The sequence below is a fragment of the Streptomyces sp. NPDC107581 genome, from assembly GCF_055657175.1.
On the sequence record NZ_JBVKBH010000016.1, the window covers coordinates 40102 to 54486 of the forward strand.

General features: G+C 72.3%; 16 protein-coding genes and 1 pseudogene. 10 read left to right on the forward strand and 7 right to left on the reverse strand.

Going from position 1 to position 14385, the window contains the following annotated elements; genetic code table 11:
• Window positions 1-44: 44 nt before the first annotated feature.
• The gene (locus tag ACZ7P3_RS33080) at window positions 45-548 is read left to right on the forward strand and encodes a hypothetical protein (protein WP_472087299.1); all 504 of its coding nucleotides are present in this window, start codon (window positions 45-47) and stop codon (window positions 546-548) included.
• A 22-nt stretch (window positions 549-570) separates the two neighbouring features.
• On the opposite strand, the gene ACZ7P3_RS33085 is transcribed toward ACZ7P3_RS33080, so the two are convergent.
• Both ACZ7P3_RS33085 and ACZ7P3_RS33090 read right to left on the reverse strand, forming a co-directional pair.
• Entirely contained in the window at window positions 571-1383 is an 813-nt protein-coding gene (locus ACZ7P3_RS33085; RefSeq protein ID WP_472087300.1) for a PaaX family transcriptional regulator, read from the reverse strand.
• Window positions 1384-1398: 15 nt separating this feature from the next.
• Complete coding sequence (locus tag ACZ7P3_RS33090; RefSeq protein ID WP_472087302.1) at window positions 1399-2991, reverse strand: AMP-binding protein; 1593 nt, start codon at window positions 2989-2991, stop codon at window positions 1399-1401.
• A 177-nt stretch (window positions 2992-3168) separates the two neighbouring features.
• On the opposite strand from ACZ7P3_RS33090, the gene ACZ7P3_RS33095 reads away from it, so the two are divergent.
• Both ACZ7P3_RS33095 and ACZ7P3_RS33100 read left to right on the forward strand, forming a co-directional pair.
• A complete protein-coding gene (locus ACZ7P3_RS33095) occupies window positions 3169-4305 on the forward strand; it encodes an acyl-CoA dehydrogenase family protein (RefSeq protein WP_472087304.1) in 1137 nt (378 codons plus the stop codon).
• Window positions 4302-4700, forward strand: coding sequence for a RidA family protein (locus tag ACZ7P3_RS33100; protein ID WP_472087306.1), 399 nt, complete (start codon window positions 4302-4304; stop codon window positions 4698-4700). Before ACZ7P3_RS33095 ends, ACZ7P3_RS33100 begins: the two co-directional genes overlap by 4 nt.
• A 4-nt stretch (window positions 4701-4704) precedes the next feature.
• Here ACZ7P3_RS33100 and ACZ7P3_RS33105 read toward each other — a convergent pair whose 3' ends face one another.
• Window positions 4705-4899: a DUF5999 family protein gene (locus ACZ7P3_RS33105; protein WP_472087308.1), complete on the reverse strand. Its 195-nt coding sequence runs from the start codon at window positions 4897-4899 to the stop codon at window positions 4705-4707.
• Window positions 4900-5132: 233 nt separating this feature from the next.
• On the opposite strand from ACZ7P3_RS33105, the gene ACZ7P3_RS33110 reads away from it, so the two are divergent.
• Window positions 5133-5558 carry a DUF6299 family protein gene (locus ACZ7P3_RS33110; protein WP_472087310.1) on the forward strand — a complete coding sequence of 142 codons (426 nt, stop codon included), beginning with the start codon at window positions 5133-5135 and terminating at the stop codon, window positions 5556-5558.
• A gap of 69 nt (window positions 5559-5627) precedes the next feature.
• On the opposite strand, the gene ACZ7P3_RS33115 is transcribed toward ACZ7P3_RS33110, so the two are convergent.
• The 4 genes and pseudogenes from ACZ7P3_RS33115 to ACZ7P3_RS33130 all read right to left on the reverse strand — a co-directional run bounded on the left by ACZ7P3_RS33115 (window position 5628) and on the right by ACZ7P3_RS33130 (window position 8845).
• On the reverse strand, window positions 5628-5831 hold the full coding sequence (locus ACZ7P3_RS33115) for an acyl-CoA carboxylase subunit epsilon (protein WP_472087312.1): 204 nt from the start codon (window positions 5829-5831) through the stop codon (window positions 5628-5630).
• A gap of 12 nt (window positions 5832-5843) precedes the next feature.
• A complete protein-coding gene (locus tag ACZ7P3_RS33120; RefSeq protein WP_472087313.1) occupies window positions 5844-7388 on the reverse strand; it encodes an acyl-CoA carboxylase subunit beta in 1545 nt (514 codons plus the stop codon).
• Window positions 7389-7665: 277 nt separating this feature from the next.
• The gene (locus ACZ7P3_RS33125; RefSeq protein WP_472087315.1) at window positions 7666-8451 is read right to left on the reverse strand and encodes an AfsR/SARP family transcriptional regulator; all 786 of its coding nucleotides are present in this window, start codon (window positions 8449-8451) and stop codon (window positions 7666-7668) included.
• 297 nt (window positions 8452-8748) lie between these two features.
• Window positions 8749-8845 (reverse strand): annotated as a pseudogene (locus tag ACZ7P3_RS33130).
• Window positions 8846-9021: 176 nt separating this feature from the next.
• Here ACZ7P3_RS33130 and ACZ7P3_RS33135 point away from each other — a divergent pair.
• The 6 genes from ACZ7P3_RS33135 (at window position 9022) to fabI (ending at window position 14291) form a co-directional block, all read left to right on the forward strand.
• Window positions 9022-10029: a DUF2156 domain-containing protein gene (locus tag ACZ7P3_RS33135; protein WP_472087317.1), complete on the forward strand. Its 1008-nt coding sequence runs from the start codon at window positions 9022-9024 to the stop codon at window positions 10027-10029.
• 28 nt (window positions 10030-10057) lie between these two features.
• Window positions 10058-10207, forward strand: a complete 150-nt coding sequence (locus ACZ7P3_RS33140; RefSeq protein WP_472087318.1) for a hypothetical protein — start codon at window positions 10058-10060, stop codon at window positions 10205-10207.
• Between the two features lie 303 nt (window positions 10208-10510).
• Window positions 10511-11623, forward strand: a complete 1113-nt coding sequence (locus ACZ7P3_RS33145; RefSeq protein WP_472087319.1) for a fatty acid desaturase family protein — start codon at window positions 10511-10513, stop codon at window positions 11621-11623.
• 175 nt (window positions 11624-11798) lie between these two features.
• Window positions 11799-13169, forward strand: a complete 1371-nt coding sequence (locus ACZ7P3_RS33150; RefSeq protein WP_472087320.1) for an MFS transporter — start codon at window positions 11799-11801, stop codon at window positions 13167-13169.
• A gap of 28 nt (window positions 13170-13197) precedes the next feature.
• Window positions 13198-13527, forward strand: a complete 330-nt coding sequence (gene fdxA / locus ACZ7P3_RS33155; protein WP_472087321.1) for a ferredoxin — start codon at window positions 13198-13200, stop codon at window positions 13525-13527.
• Window positions 13524-14291 carry an enoyl-ACP reductase FabI gene (gene fabI, locus ACZ7P3_RS33160; protein WP_472087322.1) on the forward strand — a complete coding sequence of 256 codons (768 nt, stop codon included), beginning with the start codon at window positions 13524-13526 and terminating at the stop codon, window positions 14289-14291. The genes fdxA and fabI overlap by 4 nt, the downstream gene beginning before the upstream one ends.
• The last annotated feature ends 94 nt before the right edge of the window (window positions 14292-14385 follow it).

Consider the following 14385-nt stretch of genomic DNA (forward strand, 5'->3'; position numbering starts at 1 on the left):
GTCTGCTGTACTCGCGTGCGAGACGGCGAGACGACGGAGAGACCATGAGCGTGGTGTACGACTACTTCTGGGCGGCCGACCGGGCCACGGCGGTCGAATGGGCCATCGGACCGGACGGCGACTGGCTGCACGGAGGGTCGCTGGGCGCGATGTGCGCGGACCGCCTGGAGGTGAAGCGCCTGGACCCGAACATCGCGCTGGGCAAACTGGTCTCCTTCGCCGCGGGCATACCGTTCGGCAGCGTCGTGGACCCGGAACTGGTCTGGCCCGACCCGGCGGAGTGGCCCTACGGCCGGCAGGCGCCGCCCGGTACCACGTCCCCCTGGGACAGCGGCCTCGTCCTGGAGGAGCTGCCCGAGAGCTGGCTGGAGACGCTCGCCGGGGTCGTCGACGACGCGGTGCCCATGCTCGCGCTCCAGTGGCTCGACATCGAGGAGGTCCGCTTCGCCGACTACCTGGACGCCGAGGACCGCGTCAGCACGTTCGTCGCCATGGCCCGCCGGGCCAGGGCGGCCGGTGCGCGGCTGTACTGCTCCTACTGCGTGTGACCGTCCCGGACCCCGGACCCCCTCACACCGCCGCGAATCCCGCCCCCGCGTCCCGCAGACGCCCGTGCAGTGCCCGGAACACCTGCGCCGAGCGGACGCCCGGCCAGTCGGCGGGGAGCAGGGGGGTGGGGAGGCCGGGGTCGGTGTAGGGGAGGTGGCGCCAGGAGTCCAGGGCGAGGAGGTAGTCGCGGTAGGCCTCCTCGGGCGGGGTGTCCGCGCGGCACTCCCACGCGTGCAGGACGGGCGCGTGCACGTCCAGGAAGCGCTCGTGTTCCTTGGCGATCGCGGTCAGGTCCCACCAGCGGGCGACGGCCTCGGGGGTGGCGGCGAAGCCGAGGTGCTCGCCGCGGAAGAGGTCGACGTAGGGATCGAGCCGCAGACGGCGCAGGGTGTGGCGGGTCTCCTCGTACAGGCGGGCCGGGGCGATCCACACCCCGGGCGCCGCCGTGCCGAAGCCCAGGCCGGCCAGCCGGGAGCGCAGCACGTGCCGCTTCTGCCGCTCCGACTCGGGGACGGAGAAGACCGCCAGGACCCAGCCCTCGTCCTCGGGGGGTGCCGTCGCGTAGATGCGGCGGTCGCCGTCGTCCAGCAACTGGCGTGCCTCGGGGGAGAGCCCGTAGCCCGCCGCACCGCTGTCCGTACGGGCCGGCAGCAGCAGGCCGCGGCGTTTGAGCCGGGACACCGAGGAGCGCACGGACGGCGCGTCCACCCCGACCGCGGCAAGGAGCCGGATCAGCTCGGCGACGGGCACCGGGCCGGGCAGGAAGCGGCCGTACGCGCCGTAGAGCGTGACGATGAGGGACCTGGGGGCGTGCTGCTCGGACACGTTGATCATTTTAGGTCGTCGGCATCACTGCCGGTCACCTTCGGTGCGCAGCCGGAACCGCTGCAGCTTGCCGGTGGCCGTGCGGGGCAGTGCGTCGAGGAAGACGAACTCGCGCGGGCACTTGTAGGGCGCCAGTTCGCCGGTGAGGAAGGCGCGCAGGGCGTCCAGGTCGCGCCGGGCGCCGTCCCGCAGCACCGTGTACGCCACCACCACCTGGCCGCGCGCCTCGTCGGGCCGCCCGACCACCGCTGCCTCCGCCACGTCCGGGTGGCGCAGCAACGCGTCCTCGACCTCCGTTCCGGCGATGTTGTACCCGGACGAGATGATCATGTCGTCGGCGCGGGCCACATAGCGGAAGTAGCCGTCGCTCTCGCGGACGTAGGTGTCGCCGGTGACGTTCCAGCCGCCGCGCACGTACTCCCGCTGCCGCGGGTCGGAAAGGTACCGGCAGCCGACCGGGCCGCGCACCGCCAGCAGGCCCGGCTCGCCGTCGGGCACCTCCTTGCCGGTCGCGTCCTGCACCCGCGCCTGCCAGCCCGGCACCGGGACGCCCGTCGTGCCGGGCCTGATCCGCTCGTCGGCCGCGGAGATGAAGATGTGCAGCAGCTCGGTGGCGCCGATGCCGTTGATGATCCGTACGCCGGTGCGCTCGTGCCAGGCCCGCCAGGTGGCCGCGGGCAGGTTCTCGCCGGCCGACACGCAGCGCCGCAGCGAGGAGATGTCGTACCCGTTCAGCTCGTCGAGCATCGCCCGGTAGGCGGTCGGCGCCGTGAACAGCACCGAGACGCGGTGCTCGGCCATCGCGGGCAGCAGCTGCCGGGGGCCGGCGTGCTCCAGGAGCAGGGAGCTGGCGCCGGCCCGCATCGGGAAGACCACCAGCCCGCCGAGGCCGAAGGTGAAGCCGAGCGGGGGACTGCCGGTGAAGACGTCGTCCGCGCGGGGGCGCAGCACATGTCCGGAGAAAGTGTCGGCTATGGCCAGCACGTCCCGGTGGAAGTGCATGCAGCCCTTGGGGCGGCCCGTGGTGCCGGAGGTGAACGCGATCAGGGCGATGTCGTCGGCGGCGGTGTCCACCGCCGGGAACGGGGTGCCGGGCGCCGGGCGGCACAGCAGGTCGTCGGGGGTGTCACCGCCGTAGGTCATGATGCGCAGCCCGGGTGTGCCGGCCTTCGCCAGGTCGTCCACGGCCCGGACGTCGCACAGCGCGTGCCGGACCCGGGCGATCCGGCACACCGTGGCCAGCTCCTGCGGGCGCTGCTGGGCCAGCACCGTGACCGCGACCGCGCCCGCCTTCAGCACGGCCAGCCAGCACGCGGCGAGCCAGGGGGTGGTGGGGCCGCGCAGCAGGACCCGGTTGCCGGGTACGACGCCCAGGTCGCCGGTGAGGACGTGGGCGATGCGGTCGACGCGGGCGCGCAGCTCGCCGTAGGTCCAGGTGGGGCCGGCCGGGGTGTGGAAGACCGGGCGGGCGGGGTCGGTGCGGCCGAGGAGCTCGACGGCGCAGTTGAGCCGTTCGGGGTAGTTCAGCTCCGGCAGGTCGAAGCAGAGTTCCGGCCATTCCTCGGGCGGGGGGAGGTGGTCGCGCGCGAAGGTGTCGACGTGGGCCGAGACGTGCATGGCGGTTCGCCCCCTAGCCGTGACAAGCGTCGAGACGGGCGTCCAGATGGGCTCGGGCGTCCTGGTGGGCTCGCCCGTCGAGCGTATCGTGTTGGTGACGGCAGTCAACTGTGCGCGATAGCCTCGGGGGGTGACGGGGACGGGTCGCCGCGATCCGCCCGGAGGGAGGACCGGCAGATGACCGCATTCTCACTCGCACCCGAGCAGAGCGCCTGGTGTGCCGAGCTGCGCTCGATGGCCGCCGAACGGCTGCGCCCGCTCGCCGACAAGGGGGAGCCGGGCCGCGTCAACCGGCCGCTCCTCGCCGAACTCGGCCACCTCGGACTGCTCGCCCGGCTGTTCACCTCCGGCGCCCTGGAGCTGTGCCTGATGCGGGAGTCCCTGGCCCGGGCGTGCACCGAGGCCGAGACCGCGCTCGCGCTTCAGGGCCTGGGCGCCCACCCGGTGCACGCGCACGGCACCGCCGCCCAGCGCGAGCGCTGGCTGTCCCGGGTGGCCGACGGCAGCGCGGTGGCCGCGTTCGCGCTGAGCGAGCCGGGCGCGGGCTCGGACGCGGCGGCCCTCGCGCTCGCCGCCGAGCCGGACGGCACCGGCGGCTGGCGGCTCACCGGCGCCAAGTGCTGGATCTCCAACGCCCCCGAGGCCGACTTCTACACCGTCTTCGCGCGCACCACACCCGGCGCCGGAGCCCGCGGGGTGACCGCCTTCCTCGTCCCCGCCGACCGGCCCGGACTCACGGGCTCCGCACTGGAGATGATCTCGCCGCACCCCATCGGCGCCCTCGACCTCGACGCCGTACCCGTCACCGCGGACGACGTGCTCGGCGAGACCGACCGCGGCTTCGCCGTCGCCATGGGCACGCTGAACCTGTTCCGGCCCAGCGTCGGGGCCTTCGCGGTCGGCATGGCCCAGGCGGCGCTCGACGCCACCCTGGAGCACACCCGCGGGCGGGACGCCTTCGGCGGCAAGCTGATGGACCTGCAGACCGTGGCCCACCAGGTCGCCGAGATGGCCCTGCGCACGGAGGCGGCCCGCCTGATGGTGTACGCGGCGGCGACGGCCTACGACGACGGGGCCCCCGGTGTCCCCGGGCGGGCCGCGATGGCCAAGCTGCTCGCCACCGAGACCGCGCAGTACGTCGTCGACGCCGCCGTCCAGCTGCACGGTGCCCGCGCCCTGCGCCGCGGACACCTTCTCGAACACCTCTATCGCGAGGTCCGCGCCCCACGGATCTACGAGGGTGCGAGCGAGGTCCAGCGGGGCATCATCGCCAAGGAGTTGTACGCCATGACACGCAACGGGGAGGCCCGGTGACGGCCGAGCGCATCAACCCGCCGGAGCTGTCACCGCCCACGGGCTTCTCGCACGCCGTCGTCGCGGCCGGCTCCCGGGTGGTCTTCCTGGCCGGCCAGACCGCCCTCGACACCGACGGCAAGGTCACCGGGACCACCCTGCCCGAGCAGTTCGAGAAGGCGCTCACCAATCTGCTCACCGCCCTGCGCGCGGCCGGCGGCACCCCCGCCGACCTCGCCCGCGTCACCGTCTACGCCACCGACGTCGCCGACTACCGCACCCATGTCCGTCGGCTGGGCCGCATCTGGCAGCAGCTGGCCGGACGGGACTATCCGGCGATGGCGGTCGTGGAGGTCGTACGCCTGTGGGACGAACAGGCACTGGTGGAGCTGGACGGCTTCGCCGTGCTGCCCTAGGTGCTCACGCCGCCACGGCGAGTCGCCCGGACGTGACCCGGTGGGGCGGGACCACGCTGCCGTCGGGGTGGAGCTCCCCGGTGTCGTCGAAGAGGATCGAGCCGTCGCACAGCAGGGTCCAGCCCTGCTCCGGGTGGGCGGCCACGGGGTGCGGGGTACCGGCGTCTGACGCGGCGCACGAGGTTCGGCAGGAGCACATGGCGCACCTCCACATCGGATGTGAGGGGGCCGGCGGATGAGACCGCCGCCCGGTACACCCAGACCATCCTCCTGTCGTGAACGGCCCGGAACCGCCCGCGGTGAAGCGTGACAACACGCGGACAACTCCCGGACGGTTCCATGACGCGCCACCGAAGGAGTGACGGTCACGTCCGGCGGCGCGGCCACCCGGTACCAGTGGAGGCCCCACCCCACGGATCCGGGAGGCATCCCTTGCCCGTACGCCCCGCTCTCGCCGCCGTGTTCGGCGCAGCAGCCCTGCTGGGCACCGCCGTCGGCCCGGCCGGCGCCGACCCGTCCGAGACCGTGACCGTCGACCCGGGCGGCCGTATCGCCCCGGACGGCACCATCACCCTGTCCGGCACCTACCGCTGCACCGGGGCCACCGGTCCGGCCTTCGTCAGCTCCTCCATCGGCCAGGACGACCCGCACGTCCGGAACGGCATCGGAGGCACCATCGCCGAGTGCGACGGCGTCGAGCACCGCTGGGAGAACTCCGGCAGGATCACGCCGAACCCGATCAAGGCCGGAAAGGCCCATGTGCAGGCCACGGTCACGGAACTGCACCCCGGCGGCATTCTGGTGCTGCCGGTCTTCCACGCCGTCAAGGACCAGGACGTCAAGCTCACCGGGCAGTGAGCCGTCCGCACGCCGGGTGCCCCGGCACACCGGTGCGTGCCGGGGCACCCGGCGTGCGGACGTGATCCGTCAGGAGTGCTGCCAGCTGTGCGGCGCGTGGAAGGCGTGCGGGCGCCACGAGGTGGTGCCGGGGGACGTGGCCTCGGTGCCGGCCCCGGCCAGGGCGCTGCGGCTGAGCAGCAGCACCGCGATCGCGGCCAGCTCCTCGTCCGTGGCCTCGCCCTTCTCGACGCGGATGGGGGGAGCCAGGGGTGCGGGAGACGTGGGGGACATGGGGGATCTCCTTCACTGAGGGGGATTGCCGTGCTTGCGGGCGGGGCGCTCGGCGTGCTTGGAGCGGAGCATCGCCAGTGCGGCGATGAGGGCGGACCGGGTCTCGGCCGGGTCGATGACGTCGTCCACCAGACCGCGCTCGGCTGCGTAGTACGGGTGCATCAGCTCGGCCTTGTACTCCTTGACCAGCTCCGCCCGCGTGGCCTCCGGGTCGTCGGCCTCGGCGATCTGGCGGCGGAAGATGACGTTCGCGGCGCCCTCCGCGCCCATCACCGCGATCTCGTTGGTGGGCCAGGCGTAGGTCAGGTCGGCGCCGATCGACTGGGAGTCCATGACGATGTAGGCGCCGCCGTAGGCCTTGCGCAGGATCAGGGAGATCCGGGGCACGGTCGCGTCGCAGTAGGCATAGAGCAGTTTCGCGCCGTGCCGGATGATGCCGCCGTGCTCCTGGCCGACGCCCGGCAGGAAGCCGGGGACGTCGAGCAGGGTGACGATCGGGATGCTGAACGCGTCGCACATCTGGACGAAGCGGGCCGCCTTCTCCGACGCCTCGATGTCCAGGACGCCGGCCAGGGCCTGCGGCTGGTTGGCGACGATGCCGACGACCTGGCCGTCCAGGCGGGCCAGCGCGCAGATGATGTTGCGCGCCCAGCGCTGGTGCACCTCCAGGTACTCGCCGTCGTCGACGATCTCCTCGATCACCCGGGCCATGTCGTAGGGCCGGTTGCCGTCCACCGGCACCAGGTCGGCCAGCGCCTCGCAGCGCCGGTCGGCCGGGTCGTCGCAGGGCACCGCGGGCGGGTTCTCGCGGTTGTTGCGGGGGAGGAGGGACAGCAGGTAGCGGACCTCCTCCAGGCAGGTCTCCTCGTCGTCGTAGGCGAAGTGGCACACGCCCGAGGTCTCGGCGTGCACGTCGGCGCCGCCGAGGCCGTTCTGGGTGATCTCCTCGCCCGTCACGGCCTTGACCACGTCCGGGCCGGTGATGAACATCTGGGACGTCTCACGGACCATGAAGACGAAGTCGGTCAGCGCGGGACTGTAGGCGGCGCCGCCGGCGCACGGGCCGAGCATCACGCTGATCTGCGGGATGACCCCGGACGCGGCCGTGTTGCGCCGGAAGATGCCGCCGTAGCCCGCGAGGGCGGTGACGCCCTCCTGGATGCGGGCGCCGGCGCCGTCGTTCAGGGAGACCAGGGGCGCACCCGCCGCGATGGCCATGTCCATGATCTTGTGGATCTTGGTCGCATGGGCCTCGCCGAGGGCGCCGCCGAAGATCCGGAAGTCATGGGCGTAGACGAAGACGGTCCGCCCCTCCACCGTGCCCCAGCCGGTGACCACACCGTCGGTGTACGGTTTCTTCGCCTCCAGGCCGAACCCGGTCGCCCGGTGCCGTCTGAGCGGCTCGACCTCGTGGAACGAGCCCTCGTCGAGGAGCAGTCCGATCCGTTCGCGCACGGTGAGCTTGCCCTTGGCCTGCTGGGCGGCGGTTGCCTTGGCGCTCGGACCGGCGAGTACGTGTTCGCGTATGCCGGCCAGTTCCTCGACGCGGGACCTCATGTCTCCCCCTGACTGGGTGAAGTGGCGGAACGTCAATTGCCGAGCGGGCGCGGGCCGCGCGTCCGGAGCGCGGCGACCGCCGCGACGGTAGGGGCGGGCGACGGCCCCGGTGCGTGCGCCGGGGTCCGGCTCGTGCTCGTGCGGCCTCCTGGGGCCGGGGCCGGCTCCGATCCGTCGGGTGGCACCGGCCTGCCGGCTTCCACTGGCCCGTCGAGCGTGCCAGGGCGGGCTGACCGGGGACTGACGGACCGCTTACGCGGACCGGCCCCGCCGCCCGTCAGACGGGCTGGAGGCGGAGGTCGCCGGTGAGCGCCGGGTCGTGGGAGAGGATCGCGCTCTCGATCCGGCGCAGGGCCGGGGAGGGCTGGATGCCCAGCTCCTCGTCGAGGTGGCGGCGCATCCGGCGGAACACGTCGAGGGCGTCGGCCTGCCGTCCGGAGCAGTACAGGGCGATCATCAGCTGCTCGCAGAACCGTTCCCGCAGAGGGTGGTTGGTGTGTGCCTCGGCCAGCTCGGCGAGGACCGGGGCGTGCCGGCCGAGCCGCAGTTCGGCGTCGAAGCGCAGCTCCATGGCCCGCATCCGGTACTCCTCGAAGCGGGCACCCGCCAGCTGGCACAGGGTGCTGGCCGCGAACCCGCCGAAGACCGGACCGCGCCACATCGCGAGCGCCCCGCGCAGCAGCCCCGCGGTACGGGCCGCGTCATCGGGGCCGGCGGACTCGGCGAGCCGCACCGCCCGGATGAACTCGGCCGCGTCCAGCTCGCCCTCGCCCACACCGAGCCGGTAGCCGGAGGGGTGGATGGTCAGCCGGGAGGCCGGCCGCTCCGGCTCCAGCTCGCGCAGCCGGCGGCGTAATCGGCTGACGTGGGCCTGGAGCGCGTTGGCCTGGCGGTCGGGGACGGCGTCCCCCCACATCTCCTCGGCCAGGCTCTCCCCGGACACCGGCTGTCCCTCGCTGACCAGCAGCGTCTGCACCAGGGTGCGCTGCAGATCGCCGGAGATGTCCGCCGGGCCGGCCCCGGTGTGTATCTGAAGTGCCCCGAGAATGCTGAACCTCAGCATGTATTCCCCCCTTGGTGGCCGTTCCTTGGTGAGATGTTTCTTTCTGGGGTTGCGCTGCGGTGAAAGAAAGGTGACCGAACGCGCCGCGCCCCGGCGGGCCTCTACTCCTCAACGGCCCGCCGGGGCGGTTGCTCCGCCGGGACGGGGGGCGGCCGGCGGTTCCTGGGAATCCGGTCCTGTGCCGCGTTCGGCGCAGTACCGGTGTGGGATGGTGCATTCCGTGCGGTGGGCCGGTGAATACAGGATCACCGCGCACGGAATTCCGGTCCGACAGTGCTCCGGCCGTGATGCCGCCGGTGGCGGAGAGGGCAGGATTTGAACCTGCGCAGGCCGTTGCCGGCCCGACCTTGAGGCGCGCTCATGGTCCCCGATCAGCCACTCCGGGCACCTCTCCCCGATCCCGGCTCCGGGTTTTCCGTGCCGTTCACGGGAACCACAGTGGCAGCGTCCGCTGACGGAATGCTGACACGCTTCTGACGCAGGCAATGAATTTCTTTCGGCCCTTTTCCCGGACGTCCACTCGGTGCTGTACTCCCTTCGATGGGAAACGCTCCCGAAAGGGGTACGCAAATGACCGCGACCACCACCGAAACCGTCACGGACAGCCAGGTTCTCGACGCCGTACGCACGCATACGGCAAGCGAGAACCCGAGTTCGTTCCTGACGCTCAACAGCGGAAACAGTACGTTCACCGTCCCGGGCGCGGACGGTGTCATCGTCTACCGCCGCACCGGCCGCTACGCCGTGCAGTTCGGCGGTCCCTTCGCCGCCGAGCAGGACTACGGCACCCTCCTCGACGCCTTCCGCAGCCATGTCCGCGACGAGGGCCTCACCCTGGTCGGCGTCCAGCTCCAGCGCGCCGACGCCGAGCGCTACGCCGGGCTCGGCTTCACCGTCAACCAGGTCGGCGCCTCCTGGGCGGTGAGCCTCGCCGAGTTCACCCTGCGCGGCACCAAGTTCATGCAGCTGCGCAACAAGATCTCCCGCGCCCTGCGCAACGGCCTCGTGATCCAGGAGGCCGACGCGTCCGACGTGCAGGACGCCATCGCCACCATCGACCGCGCCTGGCTCGGCTCCAAGGGCGGCGCCCAGCAACTGGAGTTCCTCGTCGGCCAGATCGGCGGCGCGGCCCAGGCCCACCGCCGGCTCTTCGTCGGCACCATCGACGGCGCACCGGTGGCGTACATCTCCTACTCGCCGGTCTACGGCAGCCGGGCCGGCTGGATGCACGACCTCAGCCGCCGCATCCCCGAGGGCTCCCCGGGCCTGATGGAGGCCATCAACGCGCACGCCATCGAGGTGTTCCGGGCCGAGGGCGTCGCATGGCTGCACTTCGGGTTCACGCCGTTCACCGGCCTGGACGCGAGCCACGAACTCGACGGCCACAGCCCCGCGTTCCAGTGGCTGATGCACGCCCTGTGGGCCGAGGGCGCCGCCCTGTACCCGGCGCAGACGCAGCTGTCGTACAAGCACAAGTGGGCCCCCGACCTGCTGATCCCCGAGTACGTCGCGTTCGACGGACCGCAGGCCTCGCTGCCCGGCTTCGCGCACATCTTCCGTGCCTGCAACGCCTTCTGACCCTCCGACACCGACAGGAGAGGACGACATGAGCCAGTCCACCGAAGAACTCCAGCACGCCATGGTCGAGCAGCTGATGGCCGTCATCGGCGCACCCGACGACGAGGCGGTGGCCGAGGCCGCCGACACGGTCGTGCGCGCCCTCGACGAGCGGCTGCGCGGCGCGGCGGCCGCCTGAGCCGCCGCGCGTGAGCCGTGGGGCGCGCCGCCGCAGGCGAACGAGCCATGGACAGCGCACCGCACACCCGATCAGAACGGCATCAGTGTCACATCAGCGCTCCACGGAACGCTGGACACACGTTCGCCCGGCGGTCCGGGCCCGGAAGCACCGCACTGTGCTCCCGTCGCCCGGGTCCGCCGGGCGGACCCCGCCCGCGACGGTGACCGCACGCGGGAGCCTTGTCGACTCGCGGCGCCCGCAGGTCCGCGGGGCAGCGGCGCCGCCGCCCGATCCGGGCACGTCTCCCAAGGAGAGCAGCACATGCAGCGTCCGCACATACAAGAAGCCGGGGCTCCGGCCACCGGCGGAGGGGCCGGCGCCGGACAGCGCACCGGTGCCTCGGCGACCTTCGCCGAACTGCTCAAACGGGTCAAGGCCGAGGGCCTCCTCGACCTGAACCCGCGGTACTACGTGGGCAGGCTGGCCCTCAACACCACCCTGCTGCTGATCGGCTTCGCAGCCTTCTTCGAGCTGGGCGACTCCTGGTGGCAGCTCCTGACGGCCCTGTGGATGGGGCTGTGCGGCGGGCAGTCGGCGTTCATGTGGCACGACGCCGGCCACAAGGCGATGTTCCGCAGCAAGAAGGCCGCCTCCGCGGTCGGCTACGTCCACGCCAACCTGGTCAACGGGGTCAGCTACGGCTGGTGGGTCAACCACCACAACCGGCACCACAGCAACCCCAACCACCTGGACATGGACCCGGACATCGGCCGGCGCACCGCCATCTTCGACATCAAGCAGTACCCGACCCGCAAGGGCACCCAGAAGCTCGTCGTGCGCTACCAGAGCGTGCTGTTCTTCGTGCTGCTGGTCCTCGAGGGCTTCAAGATGCTGAAGACGGCGGTCCTGTCGATCGCCCAGGGCAAGACCAAGCGGCCCGCGCTGGAGACGTTCCTGATCCTGCTGCGCGCCGCCGTCTATCTGACCCTCGTCTTCACCCTCCTGTCCCCGGCACTCGCGGTCGCCTTCATCCTGGTCCAGCACGCCGCGCTCGGCGTGTACTTCGGGATGATCTTCGCCCCGAACCACAAGGGCATGCAGATCCGCGACGGCGAGGAGGAGACCCTGGACTGGCTGGAGCGCCAGGTCCTCACCTCCCGCAACATCCGCCCCAACCTGCTGGTCGACTTCCTCTACGGCGGTCTCAACTACCAGGTCGAGCACCACCTGTTCCCGGCGATGCCGCAGAAGAACCTGGGGCGTGCCCGGGAGCTGACCATGGAGTACTGCGCCGAGCGCGGGGTGCCGTACCACGAGGTCGGCTTCTGGGCGTCGTACCGCGAGGTCGCCTCCTACCTGCACGAGGTCAGCGCGCCGGTGCGGCGCGGTGACGTGGAGGAGCAGATCAGGCGCCGGGCCATGGAAGCGGCCTGATCCCACCCGTCCCCCGCCCGATCCCCACCCGCCCGCTGACCCCCCACACCCCCACACCCACACCCCCCACACCCCGGCCCCCGGGCCGCACGCCCGGGCCCGTCGGCGGCCCGGGCGGTTCCTTCCCGGGAGCGGCGTACGAACAGTCCCCAGGAGTACCGAAGGAGCCAGCCCCATGTCCCAGACCACCGCGGCGACGGGCGGAGTCACCGCTCCCGCCCCGATCGGGGTCCGCCTGGACCGCATGCCGATCACTCCCCTGCACCGCAGACTCACCGCGGTCATCGGCGTCGGCCTGTTCTTCGACACCTTCGAGAACAACCTGTCGGGCACCATCGGCAAGGTGCTGCAGAGCGACTTCGGCTTCGGCGCCACCTCGCTCAAGCTCGTCCTGGCCTCCGTGTTCGTCGGCCAGTTCATCGGATCCCTGACGCTCGGCCGGATCGCCGACCGGTTCGGCCGGCGCCGGGCCTTCCTGATCAACCTCGCCATCTACTCGGTCTTCTCCCTGCTCGGCGCCTTCTCCCCGAACGCCGGCTGGCTGATCGCCACCCGCTTCCTCGCCGGGATCGGCATCGGCGCCGAACAGGCCCTGTCCGACTGCTACCTGGCCGATGTGCTGCCCGCCAAGAAGCGCGGCCGGTTCATCGCCTGGGCCTACACCCTCGCCTTCTGCGGAGTGCCCGCGGTGGGCTTCGCCGCGCTGTGGCTGGTCCCGCTGACGCCGCTGGGCGTGGCCGGCTGGCGCTGGCTGTTCGTGCTCGGCGCGCTCGGCTCGGCCGTCGTCTGGGTGCTGCGCCGCCAGCTGATCGAGTCCCCGCGCTGGCTGGCGGCGACCGGCCGGACCGCGCAGGCCGAGCGGCTGGTGTCGCGGATGGAGGCGGAGGCGGCGGGCCGCGGACTGCCGCTGGAGCCGCCCGCGCCGGCCGGCCCGGACCCGGTCACGGCCCCCTCCCGGCTGCGGGACGTGGTCGGCCCCGGAATGCTCCGCCGCACCCTCGTGCTCTGGCTGTTCTGCGTGCTCTCGGTCGTCGGCTACTACGGCTTCGGCACGCTCGCCCCGCAGATCGTCGCGGCCAAGGGCTACGGCATCGTCGCCGGCCTCGGCTTCACCGCGCTGTCCTTCATCGGCTACCCGGTGGGCTCCGCGCTCGCCCTGCCCGTCGTGGACCGCGTCGAGCGGCGCACCCTGATCGCCCTCTCGGCGGCCGCGATGGTCGCGGCCGGACTCGGCTTCGCCTACGCGGGCTCGGCCGTCCAGATCGTGACCTGCGGGTTCGCCTACACGCTGTGCAGCAACGTCTTCTCCAGCGTCTCGCACGTCTACCTGTCCGAGCAGTACCCCACCGCGATCCGCGCCACCGCCTCCGGCGCGGCCTACTCGCTGTCCAAACTCAGCGCCGCCGCACTGCCGTTCGTCCTGCTGCCGGTCCTGGACGCGCACGGCCCCGGCGCCCTGTTCGGCGTCATCGCCGCCTGCATGGGCGTCCTCGCCGTCACCGTGCTGACGCTCGGCGAGCGCACCACCGGCACCCCGGTCAAGTGAACAGCCCCGTCTCCCTCAGGAGTTGAGCATGGCCTACGTCATCGGACTGCCCTGCGTCGACATCAAGGACCGTTCCTGTATCGACGAGTGCCCCGTGGACTGCATCTACGAGGGCCGCCGCGCCCTGTACATCCATCCCGACGAATGCGTGGACTGCGGCGCCTGTGAACCGGTGTGCCCGGTCGACGCCATCTACTTCCAGGACGACCTGCCCGAGGAGTGGGGCGAGGACCACGCCTCCTCCAACGCCGCCTTCTTCGAGAAGCTCGGAGCGCCCGGCGGCGGCAGCTCCCTCGGCCCCCAGGACCATGACTCCCCGCTGGTGAGCGCGCTGCCGAAGGGGGTGTCGGTGGCATGAGCGGCATCCTCGCCGGCAAGCGGATCCTGGTCACCGGGGTCGTCACGGACGCCTCCATCGCCTTCCACACGGCCCGGATCGCCCAGGAGGAGGGCGCCGAGGTGCTGCTGACCGGCTTCGGACGGCTGACCCTCATCGAGCGCTTCGCCTCCCGGCTGCCCAAGCCGGCCCCGGTGATCGAGCTGGACGTCACCGACCAGGGCCACCTGGACAGCCTCGCCGAGCGGATCGGCGAACACGTCGACTCCCTGGACGGCGTCGTGCACTCCATCGCCTACGGCCCCCAGGGCGCCTTCTCCTTCCTGGACGGCACCTGGGACGACGTGTCGACGGCCGTGCACGTCTCGGCGTACTCCCTGAAGTCGCTGACCACCGCCTGCCTGCCGCTGCTGGAGCGGCGCGGCGGCTCGGTCGTCGGACTCACCTTCGACGCGGCCGTCGCCTGGCCGCACTACGACTGGATGGGCGTGGCCAAGGCCGCCCTGGAGTCCACCAGCCGCTATCTGGCCCGCGACCTGGGCGGCCGCGGCATCCGCTGCAACCTGGTCGCGGCCGGACCGCTGCGCTCCATGGCCGCCAAGTCCATCCCGGGCTTCGCCGGCCTGGCCGACGTCTGGACCACCGACCGGGCCCCGGCCGGCTGGGACCTCACCGACCCGGACCCCGCCGCCCGCGGGGTGGTCGCCCTGCTGTCGGACTTCTTCCCGCGCACCACGGGCGAGATCGTCCACGTGGACGGCGGGGTGCACATGATGGGCGCCTGACCCCACGGCGAAGGGGGCGGGGGGGGGGGGGGGGAGAACCCACCCCCCCCCCCCCCCTCCGTTGTTTCGCCCTTGTCCCCCCCCCGCGGAGTCC

What these genes read in the sequence shown, in the direction of transcription:
- ACZ7P3_RS33145 (WP_472087319.1), top strand. Translation starts at nt 10,511, where the DNA reads ATGCAGCGTCCGCACATACAAGAAGCCGGGGCTCCGGCCACCGGCGGA.
- ACZ7P3_RS33080 (WP_472087299.1), top strand. Translation starts at nt 45, where the DNA reads ATGAGCGTGGTGTACGACTACTTCTGGGCGGCCGACCGGGCCACGGCG.
- fdxA (WP_472087321.1), top strand. Translation starts at nt 13,198, where the DNA reads ATGGCCTACGTCATCGGACTGCCCTGCGTCGACATCAAGGACCGTTCC.
- ACZ7P3_RS33135 (WP_472087317.1), top strand. Translation starts at nt 9,022, where the DNA reads ATGACCGCGACCACCACCGAAACCGTCACGGACAGCCAGGTTCTCGAC.
- ACZ7P3_RS33095 (WP_472087304.1), top strand. Translation starts at nt 3,169, where the DNA reads ATGACCGCATTCTCACTCGCACCCGAGCAGAGCGCCTGGTGTGCCGAG.
- ACZ7P3_RS33115 (WP_472087312.1), bottom strand. Translation starts at nt 5,831, where the DNA reads ATGTCCCCCACGTCTCCCGCACCCCTGGCTCCCCCCATCCGCGTCGAG.
- ACZ7P3_RS33140 (WP_472087318.1), top strand. Translation starts at nt 10,058, where the DNA reads ATGAGCCAGTCCACCGAAGAACTCCAGCACGCCATGGTCGAGCAGCTG.
- ACZ7P3_RS33150 (WP_472087320.1), top strand. Translation starts at nt 11,799, where the DNA reads ATGTCCCAGACCACCGCGGCGACGGGCGGAGTCACCGCTCCCGCCCCG.
- fabI (WP_472087322.1), top strand. Translation starts at nt 13,524, where the DNA reads ATGAGCGGCATCCTCGCCGGCAAGCGGATCCTGGTCACCGGGGTCGTC.
- ACZ7P3_RS33125 (WP_472087315.1), bottom strand. Translation starts at nt 8,451, where the DNA reads ATGCTGAGGTTCAGCATTCTCGGGGCACTTCAGATACACACCGGGGCC.
- ACZ7P3_RS33105 (WP_472087308.1), bottom strand. Translation starts at nt 4,899, where the DNA reads ATGTGCTCCTGCCGAACCTCGTGCGCCGCGTCAGACGCCGGTACCCCG.
- ACZ7P3_RS33085 (WP_472087300.1), bottom strand. Translation starts at nt 1,383, where the DNA reads ATGATCAACGTGTCCGAGCAGCACGCCCCCAGGTCCCTCATCGTCACG.
- ACZ7P3_RS33120 (WP_472087313.1), bottom strand. Translation starts at nt 7,388, where the DNA reads ATGAGGTCCCGCGTCGAGGAACTGGCCGGCATACGCGAACACGTACTC.
- ACZ7P3_RS33090 (WP_472087302.1), bottom strand. Translation starts at nt 2,991, where the DNA reads ATGCACGTCTCGGCCCACGTCGACACCTTCGCGCGCGACCACCTCCCC.